Raw genomic sequence first — 22,724 nt, forward strand, 5'->3', positions numbered from 1 at the left:
ACAGGGAACCGAGTTGCCCTCCAAATAACAAGAATTCCGGGAGCCCGCCATGTCGGTCGATCCGCAACAATTCCTGCGCGAGCTGTTTGCCACAGCCATCGACGCCGCCCATCCGCAGCAGGTCCTCGAAGCCCATCTACCGAAAGATCGCAGCGGTCGGGTGATCGTCATCGGTGCCGGCAAAGCCGCCGCAGCCATGGCCCAGGTGGTCGAGCGCTGCTGGCAGGGCGAAGTGTCTGGCCTGGTGGTCACCCGCTACGGTCACGGCGCCCCCTGCGAAAAAATCGAAGTGGTCGAAGCCGCCCACCCGGTGCCTGATGCAGCCGGTCTGGCCGTGGCCAAACGGGTGCTGGAACTGGTCAGTAACCTGAGCGCAGACGACCGGGTGATCTTCCTGCTCTCGGGCGGCGGTTCGGCCCTGCTCGCCCTGCCCGCAGCCGGTATTACTCTGGCCGACAAACAGGCGATCAACAAAGCCTTGCTCAAATCCGGCGCGACCATCGGCGAGATGAACTGCGTGCGCAAGCACCTCTCGGCGATCAAGGGTGGCCGTCTGGGCAAGGCCTGCTGGCCAGCGACGGTTTACACCTACGCGATTTCCGATGTCCCGGGCGACCTCGCCACCGTGATCGCTTCCGGCCCGACCGTGGCCGATCCGAGCACCTCGGCCGAAGCCCTGGCGATCCTCAAGCGCTACGCCATCGAGGTTCCGGCGTCGGTACGCAGCTGGTTGCAAAGCCCTGAATCGGAGACGGTAAAACCTGGCGACCCGAGCCTTGCCCGCAGCCATTTCCAGTTGATCGCCCGCCCCCAGCAATCCCTGGAAGCGGCAGCGGTGAAAGCCCGCCAGGCCGGTTTCAGTCCGTTGATCCTCGGCGATCTGGAAGGCGAATCCCGCGAAGTGGCGAAAGTCCACGCCGGGATCGCCCGCCAAGTGGTGCTGCACAGTCAGCCGTTGGCGGCGCCCTGCGTGATTCTCTCCGGCGGCGAAACCACCGTCACCGTGCGCGGCAATGGCCGTGGCGGACGCAACGCCGAGTTCCTGCTGAGCCTGACCGACAGCCTCAAAGGCCTGCCCGGCGTCTACGCGCTGGCCGGCGATACCGATGGCATCGACGGCTCCGAAGACAACGCCGGCGCAATCATGACCCCGGACAGCTACACCCGTGCTGCCGCCCTGGGCTTGAGCGCCAGCGACGAGTTGGACAACAACAATGGCTACGGCTATTTCGCCGCGCTCGATGGGCTGATTGTCACCGAGCCAACGCGCACCAACGTCAACGACTTCCGCGCCATCCTGATCCTCGAGAGCCCTGAACATGACGCCTGATAAAAAGGTCAAAATCCTCGCCACCCTCGGCCCCGCCACCGAGGGTATTGATGACATCCGCGAGCTGGTCGAAGCCGGAGTGAACATCTTTCGCCTGAACTTCAGCCATGGCGATCACGCCGACCACGCCAAGCGTTACCAGTGGATTCGTGAAGTCGAGCGCCAGCTCAATTATCCGCTCGGCATTCTGATGGACCTGCAAGGCCCGAAACTGCGGGTCGGCCAGTTTGCCGAGGGCAAGGTGCAACTGGTGCGCGGTCAGGCCCTGCGCCTGGACCTCGATGCCACGCCGGGTGACGAGCGTCGGGTCAACCTGCCGCACCCGGAAATCATCGCCGCGCTGGAGCCCGGCATGGACCTGTTGCTGGACGACGGCAAACTGCGTTTGCGCGTCGTGACCAAGTACGCCGATGCCATCGACACCACGGTGCTCAATGGCGGCGAGTTGTCGGACCGCAAAGGCGTCAACGTGCCGCAAGCGGTGCTCGACCTCAGCCCGCTGACCGCCAAGGATCGTCGCGACCTGAGTTTCGGTCTGGAGCTGGGTGTCGATTGGGTCGCACTGTCATTTGTGCAGCGCCCTGAAGACATTCGTGAAGCCCGCGCGCTGATCGGCAACAAAGCCTTTTTGATGGCGAAAATCGAGAAGCCGTCGGCCGTTGAACAACTGCGCGAAATCGCCGAACTGAGCGACGCGATCATGGTTGCCCGTGGCGACCTCGGCGTGGAGGTGCCGGCCGAGAGCGTGCCGCAGATCCAGAAAGACATCATCAGCACCTGCCGCCAGCTCGGCAAACCGGTGGTGGTGGCGACCCAGATGCTCGAGTCGATGCGTTTCTCCCCGGCGCCGACCCGGGCCGAAGTAACCGATGTCGCCAACGCCGTGGCCGAAGGGGCTGACGCAGTAATGCTGTCGGCGGAAACTGCCTCAGGCGATTACCCGCTCGAAGCGGTGCAGATGATGAGCAAGATCATCCGCCAGGTCGAAAGCGGCCCGGATTACCAGGCGCAACTGGATGTCAGCCGGCCAAAAGCCGAAGCCACGACTTCAGACGCCATCAGCTGTGCGATCCGCCGCATCAGCAACATTCTGCCGGTGGCGGTGCTGGTGAACTACAGCGAGTCCGGCAGTTCGAGTTTGCGCGCGGCGCGGGAGCGGCCAGCGGTGCCGATCCTCAACCTGACGCCGAACCTGCAAACTGCGCGGCGCTTGAGCGTGGCGTGGGGCGTGCACTCGGTGGTCAACGATCGTTTGCGGCAAGTCGACGAGGTGTGCTCCACCGCCCTGGAAATCGCCCAGGCGCAAGGCATGGCCAAGCGTGGCGACACCTTGTTGATCACTGCGGGCGTGCCTTTCGGCCAGCCGGGATCAACGAACTCGTTGCGTATAGAGACGTTGATTTAGCGCCTGTTCCGGCCTCTTCGCGAGCAGGCTCGCTCCCACATGGGTTTTGTGTTGTTCGCAGATCCAATGACTGAACGCAGATTCAGGGTGGGAGCGAGCCTGCTCGCGATGCAGGCGACACGGTTCACCTGAACTCCACAGACCCCCATCATGCCTGCCAACCACTTCAACACCCACCGCCCCGACTGGGCTACGGCCCTGCTCAACGGCTTCAGTCAGATTTTCCTCCAGCGCCATCCGCTGTGCGGTCTGCTGTGCCTGTTGGCCATCCTGTTTACCGCTCCGACGTTGCTCGGCGGCGCCCTCTTGGGTGGCGTGGCCGGTTTGCTCACCGCGCAACGTCGCGGCTACGCCAAGGCTGATCGTCAAGCCGGGCTCTTCAGCTACAACGGCGTCTTGCTCGGCCTCTTGCTGAGCCTGCAGTTCAACTGGTCGGCCATGCTGCCGCCACTGATCATTGCGAGCAGCGGACTGAGTGCAATCGTCACCCAGCAATGGCTCAAGCGCACTCGCAACCAGCATTTTCTGCCCGCCTACACCGCACCTTTCGTGGGATTGGGCTGGATACTGCTGAGCATTGCTGGCCCGGCCCACTCGGCACCTGCACCACTGCCGGAACTCGATGCCCTGAACCTGCTCGGCGCAGAGTTCAAAGGCCTGGGCCAAGTCATCTTTCTCGACCATCCCCTGGCGGGTGTGTTGATCGCCGCCGGGCTGCTGCTTGCCAACCGCCGCGCCGCGCTTTGGGCACTGGTGGGTTCCGCCGCGGGTCTGCTCTGCGCCGTGTGGCTGAACCAGACACCCGACGCATTGCTCGGCCTTTATGGCTACAACCCGGCGCTGGCCGCCCTCGCCCTCAGTCAACAACCCCGCCAACCCTGGCTGCCGCTGCTGGGCATTGCACTGGCGATCCTCCTCACACCGGCGTTCGCTGCCATGGGGTTGTCGACCCTGACCGCGCCGTTCATTCTCGCCTGCTGGTTGCTGCGCCCGGGTATTCGCCTGCTGCGCCAAGCGACCACAGACAGTGCGCCTTGCCAAACCTCGGAGAATCAACCTAGGCTGCGCTGATTTATGGCCAAGGCGATTTGAATGGACAGCAACGACTCGTGGCGTAAGCGCCTGTACGTGATGATTTTCCAGACCGACACGGTGGCCGGGCGGCGCTTCGATAAAACGCTGCTGCTGATCATCCTTGCCAGCCTGGTGGTGGTGATCCTCGACAGCATCGATGACGTTCATCAGAACTTCGCCAACACCCTGGCGTACATCGAGTGGGGTTTTACCCTGATCTTCCTGATCGAGTACATGTTGCGCTTGTACTGCTCGCCCAGGCCGCTGCGTTACGCCTTCAGTTTTTACGGGCTGGTGGATTTTCTGGCGATTGTTCCCGGCATCCTTGCGCTGTATTACAGCGACGCGCAGTACCTGCTGATTATCCGGATCATCCGTATGCTGCGGATCTTTCGCGTGCTCAAACTGCTCCCCTACCTGAAGCAGGCCCATTACCTGCTCGACGCCCTGCGCGGCAGCAAACAGAAAATCATCGTATTCCTGCTCAGCGTCTGCACGCTGGTAACGGTGTTCGGCACGCTGATGTATGTGGTCGAAGGCCCGGAGCATGGCTTTACCAGCATTCCCAAAGGGATCTATTGGGCTATCGTCACCCTGACCACCGTCGGCTACGGCGACATCGTGCCCAGGACTGCGCTTGGGCAGGTCATCTCGGCGATGGTGATGGTCACCGGTTACTCGATCATCGCCGTCCCCACCGGGATTTTTACCGCCGAACTGGCCAACGCCATGCGCGGCGAACAGCTGCAACATGACTGCCCGGTGTGCCGCAAAAACCAGCATGAACACAGCGCGGCATTTTGCTCACGCTGCGGTAATGCACTGTTCAAGAAAATAGAATAAGCAAAGTACTTTTTAATCTTTAAAGGGATATGTAGCCCCGGCTATAGTCGACGGCAAATTGCCTTCATCTCGAACAAAAGGAATGTGCAGTGAAAAAGATCTTTGGCGCCTCACTCCTGGCCKCCGGCCTGACCCTCGCGAGCGTGGCCCATGCCGCACCGACCCTGCTCAACGTGTCCTATGACGTGATGCGCGATTTCTACAAGGACTACAACACTGCCTTCCAGAAACACTGGCAAGCCGAGCACAACGAAAACATCACCTTGCAGATGTCCTTCGGCGGCTCCAGCAAACAGGCCCGCTCAGTGATCGATGGCCTGCCGGCTGACGTCATCACCATGAACATGGCCACCGACATCAACGCCCTGGTCGACAACGGCAAACTGGTCCCGGACAACTGGGTGACCCGCCTGCCGGACCACAGTGCGCCGTTCACTTCCGCCACCGTGTTTATCGTGCGCAAGGGCAACCCGAAAGCCCTGAAAGACTGGCCCGACCTGCTCAAGGACGGCGTGCAGGTGATCGTGCCCAACCCGAAAACCTCGGGCAACGGCCGCTACACCTATTTGTCGGCCTGGGGTTATGTGCTGAAAAACGGCGGTGACGAGAACAAGGCCAAGGCCTTTGTCGGCAAGCTGTTCAAACAAGCCCCGGTACTCGATACCGGCGGCCGCGCCGCCACCACCACCTTCATGACCAACCAGATCGGCGACGTGCTGGTGACCTTTGAAAACGAAGCGGAAATGATCGCCCGCGAGTTCGGCCGCGACCAGTTCGAAGTCATCTACCCAAGCGTCTCAGCCGAAGCCGAGCCGCCAGTCAGTGTGGTCGACAAAGTCGTCGACAAGAAAGGCACCCGCGCTGCCGCCGAGGAATACCTGAAGTACCTGTGGTCCCCGGAAGGCCAGGAAATTGCCGCCGCCAACTACCTGCGTCCGCGTGACCCGGCCGTTTTGGCCAAGCACACCGACCGCTTCCCGAAAGTCGACTTCCTGTCGGTGGAGAAAACCTTCGGTGACTGGCGCACCGTGCAGAAAACCCACTTCAACGATGGTGGGGTTTTCGACCAGATTTACAACGGGCAGTAAGTGCCGGACCAGCAATGAAAAAGGCGACCTCAGTAGTCGCCTTTTTCATACCCGCAGATAACTCACATCGGTGGCGCCACGCCATCCTTGCCGGCCGAAATCGATTGCGCCGTCAGGGTGCCGTCAGCGCTTTGGGTAGCGAACAACACGACCTTGACCCCGACTTTGAGCAGGCTGCGGTCAGCCGGTGTCAGGTTGACGATCGGCACATCTTCCGGCACCAGGATGGTCTTCTGGCCACCCTTGTAATTGACAGTCAGGACTCGGCCATTGCTGACCACCAGATCAGCGACGATGCCATTGGTCATGCTACTGCCCTTGACCAGATCGAACGGACGATGACCGTCGCCGGTTCCGGCCATTTCAGGTGGAAACACATGCACTTCCAAAGCCTTGAGCGTGCCATCGTCTTGCGGTATTGCCGCTGAGCCAATATAGCTGCCGGGCTTGATGTCTTCGATGTTGGCCGGCGTTACGGCGCGAACCTGGGTGTCCTTGGTCAACTGGATGACCACGTTCTCACCCGTATTGGCATGTAACTTCAAGACCTCTTCGGACACCCCGGTGATTTCACCGCGCACGCCGACACGCATACCCGGTGCCTCCTCGGCCAGAGCAGCAGCGGCAATCAGCACGCTGCCCAGGGAAATCAGGCCAATGTTGCGTATCAGGCTACCAAACATCGTTTTCATGGGACCGATTTCCACTGATGAAACGTTGAAAATGACTGATACCAGAGGGCTCGACCGCCCACACAAATCATAGGCGCTACGGAGCAAGATGAAAGTTTTGCGGGCACCGTCACCTTCTCCCACTGCTCCCTAACACCCGCTGCCAGAAACAATTGGGCGTTCCAACAAAAGAGGCCGGTCAATGACCGGCCTCTGGCACTAGCTTCTACGAATCAGTTCACCTCAAGCTTGTCACGATTCTTGTCCAGAATCGCCTTGCCGATGCCTTTGACTTCCAACAACTCATCCAGCGATGCAAACGGTCCATTACTTTCACGATATGCAACAATCGCCTTGGCMTTGGCCTCACCTACTCCGGCGAGTTCCCGCTGCAGTGTCGTTGCATCCGCTGCATTGAGATCCACTTTTGCAGACTCCCCGGACGGCGCAACCTGTACTGCCAATGGCGCCGTGACAGCCTCCGTGTTTGTCGCAGGTGCAGCGATAGCGGCAATAGAGGCGCTGGTCAGCAGGGCAAAAACCAGAGAGTAGAAATAGCCTGTACGCATAAGTGACGCTCCATGACATCGATAGGAAAGAAGCAGCTTTTCCGAAGCTGCCTCCCAAACCTAGGTCATGTCGTGAGGCTGTCAAAAATGTATCGGTTACAGGGTGTGTAACAATCAGGGTTCGAGACGGCGTTGCTGGTAGATCCAGTCGACAATTTCACCGTCGGGGGTGTAGCCGCTGACGGTTTCGCGTAACAACTGACGAACCCGTGAGTAGTCATCCCGCTCGACAGCGCCGAGCAGCTCGGTCAGCCGCGTCTTGAGTACGTCCCAAGGCAGATGGTCTTCATTGGCACTCATGATCATCGGGTGCTGAGTCGCCGCGACGTTGTCGCCGATCAACAACTCCTCGTAAAGCTTCTCGCCAGGGCGCAGGCCCGTAAATTCGATGGCGATGTCGCCTTGAGGATTGCGCTCCGAGCGCACACTCAAACCGGACAGGTGAATCATTTTTTCCGCCAGTTCGACAATCTTCACCGGCTCCCCCATGTCCAGCACGAACACATCGCCGCCCTGCCCCATCGAGCCCGCCTGGATCACCAGTTGCGCTGCCTCGGGAATGGTCATGAAGTAACGCGTGATCTTCGGGTGAGTGACTGTCAATGGTCCGCCCGACTTGATCTGGCTATGGAACAACGGGATCACCGAACCGGAAGAGCCCAGCACATTACCAAAGCGCACCATCGTGAACCGGGTCTTGTTGACGCGCGATACATTCGCCTTGTCACCCAGCAGTACCGGCGCAATCTCACGACTAAGCGCCTGCAGCGTCATTTCGGCCAAGCGCTTGGTGCTACCCATCACATTGGTCGGACGCACGGCTTTGTCGGTGGAGATCAGCACAAAGTTGGCAACACCTGATTGCAAGGCAGCTTGTGCGGTATTGAGCGTACCTATCACATTGTTCAACACGCCTTCGGCGATATTGTGCTCGACCATCGGCACATGCTTATAGGCCGCTGCGTGGTAAACCGTTTCCACTTTCCAGGTTTTCATCACGTCCAGAAGCTTGTCCTGATGCCGGATAGAACCGAGGATAGGCAGCAGGCGAACAGACAGGGATTCACGACTGGCTCGTTTCTCCAACTCGGAAAGAATGCTGTAAAGATTGAACTCGCTGTGTTCAAACAGGATTAGCGTCGTAGGACCAAGAGAAAAAATCTGCCGGCAAAGCTCCGCACCGATAGAGCCGCCCGCACCGGTCACCATGACCGTTTTGCGCTTGATACAACGCTCCAGCAAGTCAGGCTGAGCCGGTACCGAGTCACGCCCCAGCAAGTCGGCAATGTCGACTTCCTGGATGTCCTCGACCTTCACCCGACCACTGGCCAGGTCAGTGAAATTCGGAACACTTCGTATGTGCAATGGGAAACTCTCAAGCATATTGAGAATTTCCCTACGCCGCGCACGCGTCGACGACGGCAGCGCCAGAAGAATTTCCTGCGCCCCCGTGACATCGATCATCTGCTGAATGTGCTTGGGCTTGTAGACCTGTAGACCAGAAATAGAACGATCCGCGATACTCGCATCGTCATCGATGAAGGCCACAGGCCGCATCACCCGCCCCATGCGAAGCGCCGCGACAAGCTGATTGCCCGCGACACCGGCACCGTAGATGGCGACTTTGGTCAAACCATCGTCGCGGTTGGTGAACGGTACGTGCTGAGCGGCGGTAAACCAGTCGCCCATGAAATATTGGCGCATGCAAAGGCGCAGGCCACCGATGATGACCAGGCTCAGCCACCAGTAGTTGAAAATAATCGAGCGCGGGACTACAGATTCGTGATTGCTGTACCAGTAAACAACCACGGCTAAAATCAGGGAGGACAAGCTGACGGCTTTGACGATTGCGATCAGGGCGTCATTACCAAAATAACGCATGACCGCGCGATACATGCCAAAGCGTATGAATAGCGGGATAGCGATGATCGGGGCGCAGATAAAGAGCCAAGCCTGGGCCTTGAGCGGGTTGTAAATATCGTCGATGCCCAGGCGCACGATGAAGGAGAGCCACAAGGCGACCCAAACCAAAACGACGTCGGTAGCGACCTGTATCAGTCGCTTTTGTTTGCGAGGCAAACCAAGCAAAACAGTCCGCACTTTATCCATTCACCCGTTCGAGCACGTAGCCCCCTCCTTATCCAGTCGACGATTGGTATTGTAACCTCAGTGCTTGAACTATCATCTGAATACTTGATCGGATACTCAGGCGACCAAGCCGGGAGCCGAGGTCCCGTCCACGATTCAGCACGAGCATTTTGCTCATAGCATAGCTACAATTCATCGACCACAGAAAAAGCAAGACGTTCGTGGATTTGTGGATAAAGGTCTTCAGCCGATCGGTCGGAGCAATGAAGGCGGGGCTCCTCCTGCTCCCAGACGTTCTGAACTCATCAGATATCATTTTTTGAATTTTTCAGTTTTTAACGAGACGACATGCCCGAAAATCTTGTAGCTCACCTGCAAACCGTGGACGCCAAGCGCCGCAGCGCCATCAAAAACCAGCTCCCTATTGTGGTATGGCTAACCGGGCTGAGCGGCGCAGGCAAATCATCCATTGCGAACGTTTTGGAGCTGGCACTGTGCGATGCCGGCCGTCATACCTATTTACTTGACGGTGACAATGTTCGGCTAGGGCTTTGTCATGACCTGGGATTCAGCGACACCGATCGCGTTGAAAACATACGACGTATTTCAGAAGTCGCGAAATTGTTCATGGATGCAGGCCTGATCGTGATAACGGCGTTCATTTCACCGTTTCGGCGTGACCGCGCCTTGGCCCGCGAGGTGATTGGCGAAGCAAATTTCATTGAGGTTTTTATCGATACACCGCTGAACGAATGCGAGCGAAGAGACCCCAAGGGCCTTTACAAAAAAGCCCGGGAGGGACTGATAAAAAACTTCACCGGCATAGATTCCCCTTATGAACCGCCAGTGAATCCGCAAATCCGGATCAATACGTTAGAAGACGATCTGGAAACCGCAGCACAGCGCATTGTCGACTTTATCAACAAGCACTCGCCACGATGAAAACCTTAGTCATCATTGGTGCGGGGTTCAGTGGAACCGTCGCCGCCATAGAGTTTTTACGTTCCGCTCCCCACGGTGCCAAACTAGTCATCATCAACAGGTCCGGCGCCGTTGCCCGCGGCCTGGCCTACGGCACCAGCAGCTCAAAACATCTGCTGAACGTTCCCGCTGGCAATATGAGTGCATTGCCCGACGAGCCCGACTCTTTCTTGCGGTATTGCCAATCCTGTTTGCCAGATACAACTTCAGGTTCTTTCGTATCCAGAAAGCTGTACGGAAACTACCTGGCTTCTCTTCTGGATAGCGCCGAAAATGACGCCAAAAACCATATCGACGTCGAACGTATAACCGCTGAAGTCAAGAATCTCAGCCCTCATGAGAAAGGGGCGTATGTTGAACTGTGCTCAGGCGAAAGAATATTTGCCGATCAGGTCATTTTAGCATTTGGTCATTTCCCACCCCGCAACCCTGCCGTCCTTGACGGTGTGCTGGACTCCTCAACCTACACAGCAAATCCTTGGAGTGGGGCAGTATCTTTGCCCGAGAATCCAGACTCGTCGATTCTGTTGATCGGAGGGGGCCTCACTGCTCTCGATGTAATTTCCAGTCTGAGACAAGAGCCCGGTACCGGCCAGATTTACATGCTGTCCCGTCGTGGACTTTTGCCACTGGCGCACCGCACAACCAAAAGCGGATCGCAACCACCGGCATCACTTCATGATGAACTACTGAATACGACACCGACGGCCCTGAGTTATTTACGGTCGATCAAGGCACAGGTGAAGGCCAGCGCAGAGTCTGGCACCAACTGGCGAGATATCATCGCGGCTGTACGCCCGATTACATCCCGTCTTTGGATTCGACTTTCCAAGCATGAACGAAGCAGGTTTTTACGCCACGCCCAACCTTACTGGGATGTTCATCGCCACCGAGTAGCACCGGAAACCTACCAACATTTCGACGACGCACTGAAACTCAAGAAAATCGTCCCTATAGCCGGTCGAATCAAGTCCATTGAGCTCGACAATGGCAAAACGCTCGTTACCATCCAGTCCCGTGGCACACAGGACGTAAAGAAACTGCACGTCGATCGCATCATAAACTGCACGGGCCCCAACTCGAACCCCGGGTTGATTGAGGAGCCGCTGATACAACAGCTGATACGAGACGATCTGATTTCTGTCGATAGTCTGGGCTTGGGGCTACTGGTCGATAACAGCCTGGCTGTCGAAAGCAAAGATGGCACCCCATCCGAGTGGCTGAGTTATGTCGGCCCCATGTTGAAAGCCAACTTCTGGGAGGCGACAGCGGTGCCGGAACTACGCCTCTATGCTTCAGCGCTCGCCAGAAAAATATCGGAAAAATTCAGCAGCCAATAAGATTGACCGTTGAATGACCAAGGCCGCCCCGCTGATGTAGCCGACCTACTCAGCGGGCACCGGCTCCCCACCCCGCCGCACACGAATAAAAACCGCGAATTGCAAGAGCTTACAGACGCCTCGAGTCTGTACAATTTATAGGCGTAGGCCGAAACGTCATCTCAAAGAACTGAATCAGGAACCTGTCAGATAATGAACCCTGTACTTGTACTCGGCGACTCTCATGCGTTGGTTTTCAGCTCTGAAAAAATGAAAGCCCTATTTCCTGAGTACTCATTTGAAGTGATGTCCGTAGGCGGCGCCACCGTATCCGGATTAAAAAACCCAAACGCCGTAACCCAGGCCATGCCGCAATACATGTCGGCACTGGAAACAACAACGGCCACCACTGTGATCGTGATGCTTGGAGAAGTCGACACCGGCTTTGTTATTTGGTATCGGGCTCAAAAGCATGGCAGCTCCGTCGAGCAAATGCTTCAGCAGGCTCTCGACAATTACCAGAAACTCTTACGGGATGTGGCGAACAAATTCCACGTCATATGCGTCAGTACCCCCCTCCCAACCATCCGAGACAACATGGACTGGGGTGAAGTAGCCAACTTGCGAAAGGAAGTGAAAGCTTCGCTCTCAGATAGAACATTACTCACGATAAAGTTCAATACGCTCATGGAAGCCTTTTGCACCCGCGAGGGCATAAGCTACCTGAACTGCGACAGCCTCTCCACGGATGAAACTGGCACACTCAAAGCCTCTCTTCGAAACCCCGACCCCAACGATCACCACTATGATCCATCTGCTCATGCACTGATGATCGAGCCTCTTCTGAGCCCTTTGCTCAAGGAGCGAAACCGCGCTGAGCGCAAGAGCTGCGACAACCTTGGTGTCACGGATAAGCAAAAGCCTGAAAATCGTTCCCTCCTTCGTAAACTCTGGGCTTCACTTTTCTCCAGGCAATAAAAAATCGCTCAGTAGCGATTTTGGGTGGGGCATCTCATTGTCCCTACAGCAAACTGCTGACCGTGATTGCCAGCAGCCGGGTTGGCCTTGCGCTCCAAGCCAGCTACTGACTTTCAACGTTTTAACGATTACTCGATCTGCACACGGCCTACCGAGGTCGAGGAACTTGTATTTTACGCAATTCTCGATCCTGGGTTTTCCTGCAGCCACGTCACAAACCGCTCCACTCCCTGCTCGAAGCTCACGGTCGGAACCCACCCCAGTGTGTTTTTCGCACGATCTATATTTAAAACGCTGAGCGGTACATCAAAGCCCCGACCCGGCAAGTATTGACGATTGGCGACGCGCCCGGTGATCTTTTCAATCGTATCGAGCACTTCATTCAAACTGTGCCCACGACCCGAACCAATATTGAATACATGCTCTTGCCTTGATGGTTCAAGTGACGCCAGTAGGGCTTGCACGACATCGGCGACGTGAATGTAGTCACGAACGACGGAACCATCCCCCCAGATCTCGATAGGTTCATCACGCAGCACTTTGCCCAGGAACACGGCTACCGCACCTTGATTCGCGTGCGTGCGCTGCCCCTCACCGAAGGGGTTCGCCAAACGCAAAACGGTGTAGTCCAGACCGTGCAAACGATGAAAAAGCGCCAGGTATTTTTCGATCGCCAGTTTCGCAATTCCATAGGAGCACACAGGATCTGTTGCGTGCGTCTCAGGGATCGGCACTTGCGTAGGCTCACCGTAGACGGTGCCACCCGATGAAACAAAAATGACCTTCTTGACACCCGCCTTGAGGGCAAGAGTCAGCAAACGAATCGTCCCGACAAGATTGCTTTCCACATCGAAAACAGGGTCCGCATTTGAAGACTTCGGCAACGTAGTCGATACCAGATGGTAACAAACATCGCAGTCTTGTAGCGCTTCGCTTATATCAGCCTCGCTGGTGAAATTACCTTCATATAGCTCAAAGGAAGGATGCTTTGCGTGAGAGTCTCCTAGCGCGACAACGTTCGGCCGATCGAAGCAACGTACGACATGCCCCTGACCGAGCAACGCATCGATCAGATGAGTACCGATGAAGCCCCGCCCACCCAATACCAGCGACCGTATTACTCCGCCGCTAGAGCTGTTCCCGGATTTTTTCAACGTTTGCCTCCAATGCTGCACGGTTCGATCTGCGGCTTCGCGCAGCAGAGGCCAAGGCGACCTATGAATGCCCTCGACCTAATCGCCCCTAGCAAATACTTCAAATTTAACAGCAAAAAATGGCGTGCCATAACAGGTATCGGAGCGTCAGAGGGTTAGACCACCAGCATCATTAAGTTCTCTGCTGGCCTCGACTGAAATTGGCACGCTTACCGCCGAAAGCGTCTGCGCCCCACCTACAGTCCTTTGTAACCCCTCTCCTCTCAACACCGCCATACGCCCGACAAACACACTGACAGGCGTACTGACGGCACTGAGACGGCACCCTGAACCCTTTAAATGCCTGACGTTACCGATTGCGCCAACTTCTCTCCGATGTCCCGTTCGAACAGACGCACATACTGAGCAGCTACGGCATCGATTCGATAGCGGCTTGAAACATCTTTCACCAATGCCAAGGCATGCTGGTGTTTGTTTTTATCGGTGGYGAAAGCGGCAATGATTTTCGCGGCTTTCTCGATTGGGATTTCCCAATCCTCCAGGCAGAGCACCTCGCCCGCAACTTCATCTTCTATGGTAAGCATGTTTCTGATATCGCCCACATCAGAAGCGATGTACGGCTTGCCGGCAAACAGGCAGTCGACAATAGTCAGAGGAAAACTCTCGGATTTGAACTTGGTCAGCATGATGCCCATGTCCGCGGCCGCATAGTGACCGACCGCGTTATCGCTGAAGCCTGCCAGATAGACAAACTCAGGGACTCCAACTCGGCAGTACTCATCGTAGACCGGTCCGTTCCCGACCAGTATCAGACGGATATCCCGACCCGAAATAGCTCGTGCCATCTCAACGGACTCAATAGTCTCATCCCATCCCTTGTCTGGAATCGCACGACTGACACAGCACAATACAAAGGCGTCCTCAGGTATATCCAGCTGCGCACGTGGGATCGCGACAACCTTTGGAGGCTGCAACCCGTTTGGCACTTTGACGAACCGATCGGACGGTTTGTCGTAGATCGAGAAGTTCGAGAAGGGAACAAGGTTCTTCTCTGCGGTATACACCCAAGTGCTCACGCTGCTATCGGCGATACGAAGTTGCTCCTCAGTCACCCCAAATGCATCTTGATGCTCAATCATCCCATGCAGCGAAGCGACATGAGCAGCCAGTTCGGAGAAAACATCCGGCACCTGTAACGGATACCGCTGAATGTGCCACTGATGACTGTTAAGTGCTTCGACCCCAAAATCGCGAATGATCGTCTTCACTGCATCTACTTCAGAGGTCTCGACGAGTGGAACGTCAGTCCTGAGCATGTTGCGAATGCCATCCTCCCGCAAGGTCAGGCCTGCACTCAGCAAGAACACGGAAAGCCCTTGACGCTTGAACTCGTTGGCCAACCGGATAGGGAGAATCTCGGCTCCGCCAGGATAGAAACCGATTGTCGAAACCATGACATTCGGTTTTCGACTTGAGCGAGCTTGAAGGATCGCGTCCTTATTGTACCAACGCAGAAACTCTTCGTTAGAGTGTCCTACATAGTAGTCGTAAAGCCTTTTACTGCCCTCTTCACAGCGCTCGAGAACAGAAAGCGGTACGTTATACAGCGCCTGCACCGTCTGACTTGAAATCCCGAGCTCACGATAAAAAATCTCTTTCCTGTAAGTGCTCTCGGCAGCGCTGCCCTCATACCGACGGAAGAAGTTCGTCCCTTCAGTAGAGTAGGCAATTTTGCCACCCCGAAGAATGTGAAGGTAGAAAACCCAGTCGCCCGCAACACGCATAGATAACCAGGATTCGTCTTCCAGCAGCGGCAGATCGACAGGACGCTTGAAAATCGTGCCGCTGGCGTTAGGAATCGTATTCTTGATACCAAGCCCTGTGCACACTTCGTTATGAGCCGTCTCTACGTAGGAGCCTTTCCACTTTTCAGCGCACTCCAGATCGTGAACATACCGATGGAACTCACCCTCCATGACGACTTCGTCACTGCTGACAAATTCGCATTTTGCATAAGCCAGCATCACGGCTTCATCGTCAAAACAACGGACCAGTGCTTCCAGGAAGTACTCATCACAGTAGTCATCGCTTTCAGCAACCCAGACCAAATCACCCGTTGCCGCCTTGATGCCCTTGGCCCACTGACGGAAAACACCACCGGAGTTGGTCTCGTTGAACAACTTCACTGTTACGTCAGGGAAGTCGGCCGCATATTGACTGAGTACCGCACGACTTTGATCGGTCGAACAGTCATCCATCAAAATAACTTCGATATTCTTGTACGTCTGTCCATAGATACTATCCAATCGACGACGCAGGAAACGCTCGTGATTGTAGTTCGGCACAATAACCGAAACTTTGGGCATGATCGTATTCGACTTGATATCCAGAAGTGCGCGGGTCGTTTCATTCACACGACCGAAGCCACCCTGCCGATCAGGCTCAAGGAAGAGACCCTGCTGCCAGTCATTCCAAGCGTTCAAGAACACAAGACGGCGATCCTCGGAGTGTGCAGCCCTCGCACCGACAATCGCCGCATCGAGCCAACGACGATATTCCCTGGCGTGAAAGCGCGTATAGACCAGAGGAGAGTCAGACTTGAACGCCGTTTCATCGCGCCCAAGCGTAATGGCATGATAGACCGGATAAGGTTGAAGCTGAGCGCGCTGCGCACGTACTGCACCTTGCGAAGCAACAACGGAATAAGGAACGGCAGCGATCCCATTCTTTTCCTGAGGTGCAAAAACCCCTGTTTCCCCTGGTACTGGAGCGGCGGGGAGATCAAGAATAGCGTCACACAGACTCACCAGGGTCTTATCCAGATCACGCCCACCGGCCTGCGACAATTGGCCGATCAGATAAACGCTGATGCCAAGTTCAACCAACTGACTGCGCAGTTGACGAAGCGCATCAGCGTCAGTCTCTATGTTGCCAGGTATCCCAACCACGACCACCGGACGTCCGTCGATTCGCATGCACCGCTTATCGGATACAGCAGGCAACACCGCAGTGGCCAGAGAACCTTGAAGACCTAGAGGGTGCAAATCTGTCTGCGCACAGAACGTGAAATCGATGCTCGGATGCGCTAGAAACACCTCCAGTGGCTGGGCCGATTGAACTCCGCCAATATCAACGTTCAGCTTGAAGCAGAAACCAAACACGCCATGGCGCTTTGCAAGCTGTGCCTGTTTGTCCAGAACCTTCCAGTCCTGCGTATCGTAGAAGCCAAACTCCTCATGAGGTATTAGCAGCTGCGAGTTGCCTTTAGACGCCGGCTTTGCGCTACGCAATGCCTCCCACTGAGGGGACGTGTAAAACGCGAGCAGCTTGATGTCGCTGGCCACTTCGCCAAATCGAACATCTTTTTCATACCGAACTACCGAGTCAGGGACGGCGATCCGCTGTTCCGAGGCGCCGGCAACTACGTAGTGCCAGAACGGGTTGACGCCGGCACTGCGGATATCCTTATAAGTGTTGAGGTACGCAAGGGTGTCGAAGTCAGGAGAAGGATTTCTGCCGTCGAGCCAACCCTCTTCACAATAGTGCTTGATCGGATCGATAGCAGAATCGAGCTCTGTGTACATCGCAAAATAAAACGCCTCATCGAAAAGCCCGGACTTTCTGATGACGTCGACCTGCGCGTCAACTACAGCCTTAGGAACAGGTACGCGCAAAGGCTTGCTTGGAGCATCAATGACTACACCTGCCTCCGGCGCAGGTGTCGAAGCAGATTGAGCAGAAGGAGAACTCGACTTCACAGTATTGGGAACAGAATGAGAGGTGATCGAACGCCCCTCCAGTTGACCGCATTTGAGATAGTGAACCAGCGGGTTCACCCGTGCAGCGTCAACATCCGGGTGATCGAAAAGATACTTCGAAGTACTGAAAAGCGCAGAAGGATTACGGCCCTCTCTCCACCCGTGAAGCATATAGTGCTTCAGCGGATCGACACCTTGATCACGCACGTCAGGGTTGCTGGTCAGATAATAATCTGCATCAAACAGTAAGCTATCGCGTACCAGGCTAACCGTTGCCTTGTTAAGAAAATCACGTCGAACCCTCAAGACCTCGATAACCTTGCCTAGCGAAGGAACACTGATCAGACGCTTTACCCGACGGGCAAAACCACCAACCCGGCGCAAAGGTGAAGTGACGCGCCAAGAGCGCGAACCAAGAAGCTGACTGAGCTCCCACTTCAACGTATGAACATCGACTTCTTTTTCTTGCACGATGCGCACGATTTCGTCTTTCAGGTTACCGATCTCCCCCTCACGCTCAATAAGGGCGTGCTTGAGGTTAGTGATCTGCCCATCACGCTCGCCAACAACATGATTGAGGTGAGTTATCTGCCCTTCGCGCTCGGTCACGGCGTGATTGAGATGGGAAATCTGGCCTTCGCGCTCAACCACAGTGCGATTGAGACGGGAAATCTGTCCCTCACGCTCAACCACGGCGCGATTGAGAGTGTCGATACTTTGCGTATGACTGGTGATCTCACCTTCACGCTCGATAACGACATGATTGAAGACTCCCAGTTGAGCCTCAAGCTCTGAGATAGAACGTCTGAGATTGGCAATCTGACCTTCTCGGTTGATAACGGCATGGTCGCAAGCCACTAGTTGAGCCTCAAGCTCTACGATGGAGTGCTTGAGGCTGGCGATCTGACCTTCGCGCTCGGCGATAGCCTGCGTCAGACCAGCAATCTGTCCCTCACGCTCAATAAGGGCGTGATTCAGGCTTGTGATCCTATCGTCATGCTCAATAACACTGGCGCTTAGGTTCAGATTAGCGACCTGCCCCTCCAGATCGGCTACGCAATGCTTAAGTTGAGCGATCTCGGTCTCACGCTCGACAACGAGGTGACCAAGATGGGTGATCTCGGTCTCACGCTCGACAGCGAAGCGACTTAACTGAGTGATTTGCGCGTCACGCTCGGTCACGGCAGCGTTGAGATTGCCAATCTGCGCTTTGAGCTCGGCAACCGTCTGAGTCAGAGCAGAAATCTGGACAGTGCGCTCACCCAAGCGCTGATGGCGCCCTCGAATCAGCTTGATTGCTCGCAGTGCCAACTCGAGCTCCTGCTCGGAGAACGTCTCTTTTGCCTGCGGCAGCTTAGTGTCGTACCCAAAGACATCAAAGTCTTCGGCATACAACGTACGGATCAAACTTGCGCTGCGCTCCGTCACAAACGCAGGAAGGTAGGGGATCAGGCTCTCGTTCGCTCGGCGCTCTGCAAACGGATCGGGAACATACTCACCGAGACGCTCCGACAACGCTTTACTAAGCTGCGCCGACTCTTCGATCTTGACCAATTTGGAGTAGTTGATCAAATCCGGCCGAAGTAGAATTGCCTGTGGCGTCCAGTGCTGATCCCAATAGGAAGGTGCCTCCTGACTGGCAAGATGCTCCAGGAAACCTTCAAAGGCCAACGCAATATCGGCCGCATTTCTGAGCGGCTGATGAAAGAAATCTTTTTGTAGATACGGCCCAACCTGCTGCGGCTCTTGCAACAGCAACTTTGATTGCCAAGCCGAAAAAATTCGCTTGTAAGGGTTTCTTACAACAGCAAATCGGAAGTACGAATCGGAGGCCAGTACTTCCGAAAGTTCTTCCACAGAGAGACCGGTGACATGCGGCGCCACTTTGTGCAGCTCATGAACAACTTGATCAGGATTGCTTTCCGCACTATCAGTGATACTGCTCAGCGCTTTCGAGCAGCCTTCCAAAGAAGCGAACCACCATTTGAGAGATGTGCATGCAACTTTTGGCGTACTAACGTAAAAGAGCTTGTACTGCTCCGAACGGTAGCTACTCCACTGGAGATAGTTGAATACTTTTTTTTCGTCGCCCGGTGGCCAATCACTGATATTTAGCATATACGTCAAAAAATCCTATGAGTGTACTGTTGTACAGCACCAAACTTCCAAGCTAATAAATTAACTGCACAAGTCGTTAATTAACCTTGTGCCCACCCTGAGCGACTTCATAGCCATCAAGCCAAAAGCTGTCGAGGCAACCTGAACCCCGACAGCCTGCTCCCTAAATCGTGGCTTTTCGACCAATTTCCGACTGAGGCGCGCTCGACATCAAGTCCACATACCCGAATGAATTCAACTTTTCACCTGGAACAACCCGGAACATGATTGCGTCCATGATGCGGTGGGCACAGCTCGGTTCTTGAGTCGACCAGACACCGCCACCGACAAAATAGACGCCGGGTAGCAAATGCATCTGGAACGAAAATTTCACATTGAAGGTATTTCCGGCACTGACGCGCTCGAAGTACGTACCTTCTTCAGGAAACCGTTGACCTGTAATAACGGCCCCGGAAACGTTACGGATGTGTATGCCCCAATAAGTACCGGCAAAATCTTCCATGAAGTGACCGGCCACTTCGATCTGATACGTTTTGCCGGCTTGCAGCACGTTCACCACACGCCCATCCGCATCCAGAATGGAGATCGCCTTGATCTCGGCGCCTTGGATTGGATAGATCGCGGTGGTTTCTGGAACCAGTCCCGAATCAAATGCGTCGCTGGGGAGCTGCTGGGTCTCAAGCGGTAGCAACGCGACCTTATCGGTATCGACAGCCTCTCCCGATTGGTCTGCTGCCATGTACTGCTGAACGAGTCGCTTGTACTCAGCTTCAGGTGCATAGATCAACTTCTGGTAGGCACGCACGGCTTGTGGAGCAGCGCCGTACATCAGTCGAACACCATGATCGAGCAGCAGCGTCCTGTCGCACAACTCAATGATGCTGGGCGCCGAGTGCGACACGAACAGGATCGAAGTACCGTTACTTTTCAACTCTTCCATACGCGCGAAGCATTTGCGCTGGAACTTCTCATCGCCGACTGCGAGCGCTTCGTCGACAATAAGAATGTCTGGATCAATCATCGTTTGAACGGCAAATGCCAATCGCACGACCATACCGCTTGAATAGCTTTTTACCGGCTGCTCGATAAAGTCGCCAATGTCCGCAAAGGCAGCAATTTCATCAAATCGCTGGTCGATTTCTTCCCGCGCCAAACCAAGTACCGCGGCGTTCATGTAGACGTTGTCGCGCCCGCTGAACTCCGGATCAAAGCCTGAACCCAACTCCAGCAATGCAGCGATGCGACCGTGAGTCTGTACGCTGCCAGTGGTTGGGTTCAACGTGCCGCAAATCATCTGCAACAGGGTGGATTTACCGCTGCCGTTACACCCGATGATCCCGACCGTCTCACCCTTTTTCACTTCGAAAGATACATCTTTCAAAGCCCAGAACTCGCGGAAGAACTGACTCGGCTGCATGCGGACAGCACCCTGCATGCGGGGCACGATGAACTGTTTCAGCCGGTCACGCGGCTGATCATAAATTTCGTAGCACTTGCTAAGGTTCTCGACCTTGATAGCGATTTCAGAGGACATCAGCAAATCCCTTACGTGTTTTCTGGAACCAGGCAAAACCCAACCAGGCAATGCAGGTGGTGGCTACCCAATAGACTCCCAATATTTCAAAATCTGGCAGTTTTCCCCAGAAGAGGACATCGCGTGCCATCTCTATCGCGGGTGTCAGTGGGTTAAGGTAAAGCAGATGACGATAAGCCTCGGGGAGTGCCGTCGCGGGGTAGAAAATAGGGCTCAAGAACATCAGGACGGTGGTCAAGATACCGATAAATTGTGAAACGTCGCGCAGGTACACACCCAACGAAGCCAAAGCCCAACTGACGCCCATGATGAACATCACCAACGGGATAATGATCAACGGCAGGTAGAGCGCCGTAGCGTGCGGCATACCGAAAAATATCCCATAGGCGATAAACCATACGCCCAGGCTGATGGCCGCGTGGAACAGCGCAGAACCCAGCACCACGACGGGTAGAATTTCCAGAGGGAAAACCACCTTCTTGACGAAATTGACCTTGCCAAGAATGAGTCCCGGTGCCCGGTTAATGCACTCGGAAAACAGATTGAAAATGATCAACCCGGCAAACAGGATCAGTGCAAATTCGGTTTTCGAATCACTGTCTACACTCCAACGTGCCCGGAGTACTGCGCTGAACACAAAGGTGTACACCGCAAGCATCAGCAGCGGATTGAAAAACGACCAAAGCAATCCCATGGCCGAACCACGGTAGCGGCCCAGTACTTCCCGAATGGTCGACGCTTTGATTAAGGCTGTATTGCGCCATAGGCTGGCGAACATTTCCAAAGGATTGGCAGAAAACTGGCGCATCAGGCAAAAACCTCAGCAGAAAATGGTGCATAGCTGCGTGCATTATTGGCCGCAAGCGATGGGGCTATACCCGATGGTGTGTGGTGAAAGCTTTCAAGGGAGATGCCTCGTTCCTCGGTGCTAGGCTTGAGGTAGATCGGCATGATGTCGAACATAACAAGGAGAGTTCCATTCATTAGAGCAATGTTTCCTGAAGCGCACAGCGAGTATTCCTCGTAATTGCTGACCACCGACCTTCAGTCAGGTTCCCCGGTTCGCCTGTAGAACGGACCGATAACCGTGCTGAAAAGAGAGCTGAATCAAGCATGACCGACCACCCAAGGCGAGTCCGTCAAAGGTCTGTGCGACGGACGATAAAGACCTGACCATGAAGAGCTTGTCGGCGAAAGAAGCCAAGGCTGAAGCCCTATACCGATAAACCGCAGAGACGGAGTCCCTGAGGTCGGTCAGTGGCGCCAGAGATCGTCAAATCTCGCTAGCCTCAAGGCTACCAAGCCGAACATTGCGGTAAACCGCGGCTTCAAGCCGGTGACACTGTGGTCATTATTCTGTCGGATAATAACATTCAAACCTACTCAGAGACACGATTTTTCCCACGAGCTCCCTATCGCAGAGACCCGAAACAGACCACCAGAGTGATTGCAAAATGCTCATCCCAAAGCACAGTAAATGGGAGCTGTTGAAACCCTGAGATTTGCACACAACCCTCTGATCGCGGTAGGAAAGACCGCCACCTGCCCCCCCACATAGGATCCGTACGCGCAGAGTTACCGCATACGGCTCCGGTCATGAGGTTTCACGCCGAAGCGGGTTATGAGATGAGGACGCACAAGTAGCTCGCGCGGAAAGGGAATGAACGTAAACGCTCCATGAACCTCACATTCAAAGCCGCCACCTGATCCCCAATGCTGTGCTTCCGATTCCTTTCCGGAGCCAGCACCTCATGATGCGTCCCGACGCAAAAGTCGAAAAAGTCTATCTCTACCCCAAGCCCGTCGACTTCCGA

The 22,724-nt window shown here is 55.3% G+C and carries 17 protein-coding genes; 8 read left to right on the forward strand and 9 right to left on the reverse strand.

Going from position 1 to position 22,724, the window contains the following annotated elements; all coding sequences use genetic code 11:
• Nucleotides 1-49 precede the first annotated feature (49 nt).
• The 5 genes from AC1DIH_RS25865 to AC1DIH_RS25885 all read left to right on the forward strand — a co-directional run bounded on the left by AC1DIH_RS25865 (nucleotide 50) and on the right by AC1DIH_RS25885 (nucleotide 5,740).
• Complete coding sequence (locus AC1DIH_RS25865; protein ID WP_477773782.1) at nucleotides 50-1,330, forward strand: glycerate kinase type-2 family protein; 1,281 nt, start codon at nucleotides 50-52, stop codon at nucleotides 1,328-1,330.
• Nucleotides 1,320-2,735, forward strand: coding sequence for a pyruvate kinase (pyk, locus tag AC1DIH_RS25870; RefSeq protein WP_477773783.1), 1,416 nt, complete (start codon nucleotides 1,320-1,322; stop codon nucleotides 2,733-2,735). Before AC1DIH_RS25865 ends, pyk begins: the two co-directional genes overlap by 11 nt.
• Before the next feature lie 150 nt (nucleotides 2,736-2,885).
• The gene (locus AC1DIH_RS25875) at nucleotides 2,886-3,806 is read left to right on the forward strand and encodes an urea transporter (RefSeq protein WP_477773784.1); all 921 of its coding nucleotides are present in this window, start codon (nucleotides 2,886-2,888) and stop codon (nucleotides 3,804-3,806) included.
• Nucleotides 3,807-3,827: 21 nt separating this feature from the next.
• On the forward strand, nucleotides 3,828-4,652 hold the full coding sequence (locus AC1DIH_RS25880; protein ID WP_477773785.1) for an ion transporter: 825 nt from the start codon (nucleotides 3,828-3,830) through the stop codon (nucleotides 4,650-4,652).
• Between the two features lie 89 nt (nucleotides 4,653-4,741).
• The gene (locus AC1DIH_RS25885) at nucleotides 4,742-5,740 is read left to right on the forward strand and encodes a sulfate ABC transporter substrate-binding protein (protein ID WP_477773786.1); all 999 of its coding nucleotides are present in this window, start codon (nucleotides 4,742-4,744) and stop codon (nucleotides 5,738-5,740) included.
• Between the two features lie 62 nt (nucleotides 5,741-5,802).
• Here the strand turns inward: AC1DIH_RS25885 and AC1DIH_RS25890 are convergent, their stop codons facing one another.
• The 3 genes from AC1DIH_RS25890 to AC1DIH_RS25900 form a co-directional block, all read right to left on the reverse strand.
• Nucleotides 5,803-6,432 (reverse strand): hypothetical protein, encoded by a 630-nt coding sequence (locus AC1DIH_RS25890; RefSeq protein WP_477773787.1) that lies wholly within the window; start codon nucleotides 6,430-6,432, stop codon nucleotides 5,803-5,805.
• 212 nt (nucleotides 6,433-6,644) lie between these two features.
• Nucleotides 6,645-6,980 carry a ComEA family DNA-binding protein gene (locus tag AC1DIH_RS25895; protein ID WP_477773788.1) on the reverse strand — a complete coding sequence of 112 codons (336 nt, stop codon included), beginning with the start codon at nucleotides 6,978-6,980 and terminating at the stop codon, nucleotides 6,645-6,647.
• A 114-nt stretch (nucleotides 6,981-7,094) separates the two neighbouring features.
• Complete coding sequence (locus tag AC1DIH_RS25900; protein WP_477773789.1) at nucleotides 7,095-9,089, reverse strand: polysaccharide biosynthesis protein; 1,995 nt, start codon at nucleotides 9,087-9,089, stop codon at nucleotides 7,095-7,097.
• Nucleotides 9,090-9,416: 327 nt separating this feature from the next.
• On the opposite strand from AC1DIH_RS25900, the gene cysC reads away from it, so the two are divergent.
• The 3 genes from cysC (at nucleotide 9,417) to AC1DIH_RS25915 (ending at nucleotide 12,346) form a co-directional block, all read left to right on the forward strand.
• Nucleotides 9,417-10,010 (forward strand): adenylyl-sulfate kinase, encoded by a 594-nt coding sequence (cysC, locus tag AC1DIH_RS25905; protein WP_477773790.1) that lies wholly within the window; start codon nucleotides 9,417-9,419, stop codon nucleotides 10,008-10,010.
• Nucleotides 10,007-11,389: an FAD/NAD(P)-binding protein gene (locus tag AC1DIH_RS25910; protein ID WP_477773791.1), complete on the forward strand. Its 1,383-nt coding sequence runs from the start codon at nucleotides 10,007-10,009 to the stop codon at nucleotides 11,387-11,389. Before cysC ends, AC1DIH_RS25910 begins: the two co-directional genes overlap by 4 nt.
• A gap of 192 nt (nucleotides 11,390-11,581) precedes the next feature.
• A complete protein-coding gene (locus AC1DIH_RS25915; protein WP_477773792.1) occupies nucleotides 11,582-12,346 on the forward strand; it encodes an SGNH/GDSL hydrolase family protein in 765 nt (254 codons plus the stop codon).
• Between the two features lie 173 nt (nucleotides 12,347-12,519).
• On the opposite strand, the gene AC1DIH_RS25920 is transcribed toward AC1DIH_RS25915, so the two are convergent.
• From AC1DIH_RS25920 to AC1DIH_RS25945, 6 genes are all read right to left on the reverse strand, one after another.
• Nucleotides 12,520-13,500 carry an NAD-dependent epimerase/dehydratase family protein gene (locus tag AC1DIH_RS25920; protein WP_477773793.1) on the reverse strand — a complete coding sequence of 327 codons (981 nt, stop codon included), beginning with the start codon at nucleotides 13,498-13,500 and terminating at the stop codon, nucleotides 12,520-12,522.
• Nucleotides 13,501-13,835: 335 nt separating this feature from the next.
• Complete coding sequence (locus AC1DIH_RS25925) at nucleotides 13,836-19,376, reverse strand: glycoside hydrolase family 99-like domain-containing protein (RefSeq protein WP_477773794.1); 5,541 nt, start codon at nucleotides 19,374-19,376, stop codon at nucleotides 13,836-13,838.
• A gap of 163 nt (nucleotides 19,377-19,539) precedes the next feature.
• A complete protein-coding gene (locus AC1DIH_RS25930; RefSeq protein ID WP_477773795.1) occupies nucleotides 19,540-20,910 on the reverse strand; it encodes an ABC transporter ATP-binding protein in 1,371 nt (456 codons plus the stop codon).
• A complete protein-coding gene (locus AC1DIH_RS25935) occupies nucleotides 20,900-21,718 on the reverse strand; it encodes an ABC transporter permease (protein ID WP_477773796.1) in 819 nt (272 codons plus the stop codon). The genes AC1DIH_RS25930 and AC1DIH_RS25935 overlap by 11 nt, the downstream gene beginning before the upstream one ends.
• Nucleotides 21,718-21,873 (reverse strand): hypothetical protein, encoded by a 156-nt coding sequence (locus AC1DIH_RS25940; RefSeq protein WP_477773797.1) that lies wholly within the window; start codon nucleotides 21,871-21,873, stop codon nucleotides 21,718-21,720. Before AC1DIH_RS25940 ends, AC1DIH_RS25935 begins: the two co-directional genes overlap by 1 nt.
• A 656-nt stretch (nucleotides 21,874-22,529) precedes the next feature.
• The coding region (locus tag AC1DIH_RS25945; RefSeq protein WP_477773798.1) for a hypothetical protein at nucleotides 22,530-22,724 on the reverse strand (195 nt) is incomplete at its 5' end.

Source organism: Pseudomonas sp. 05N36 (genome assembly GCF_056397385.1).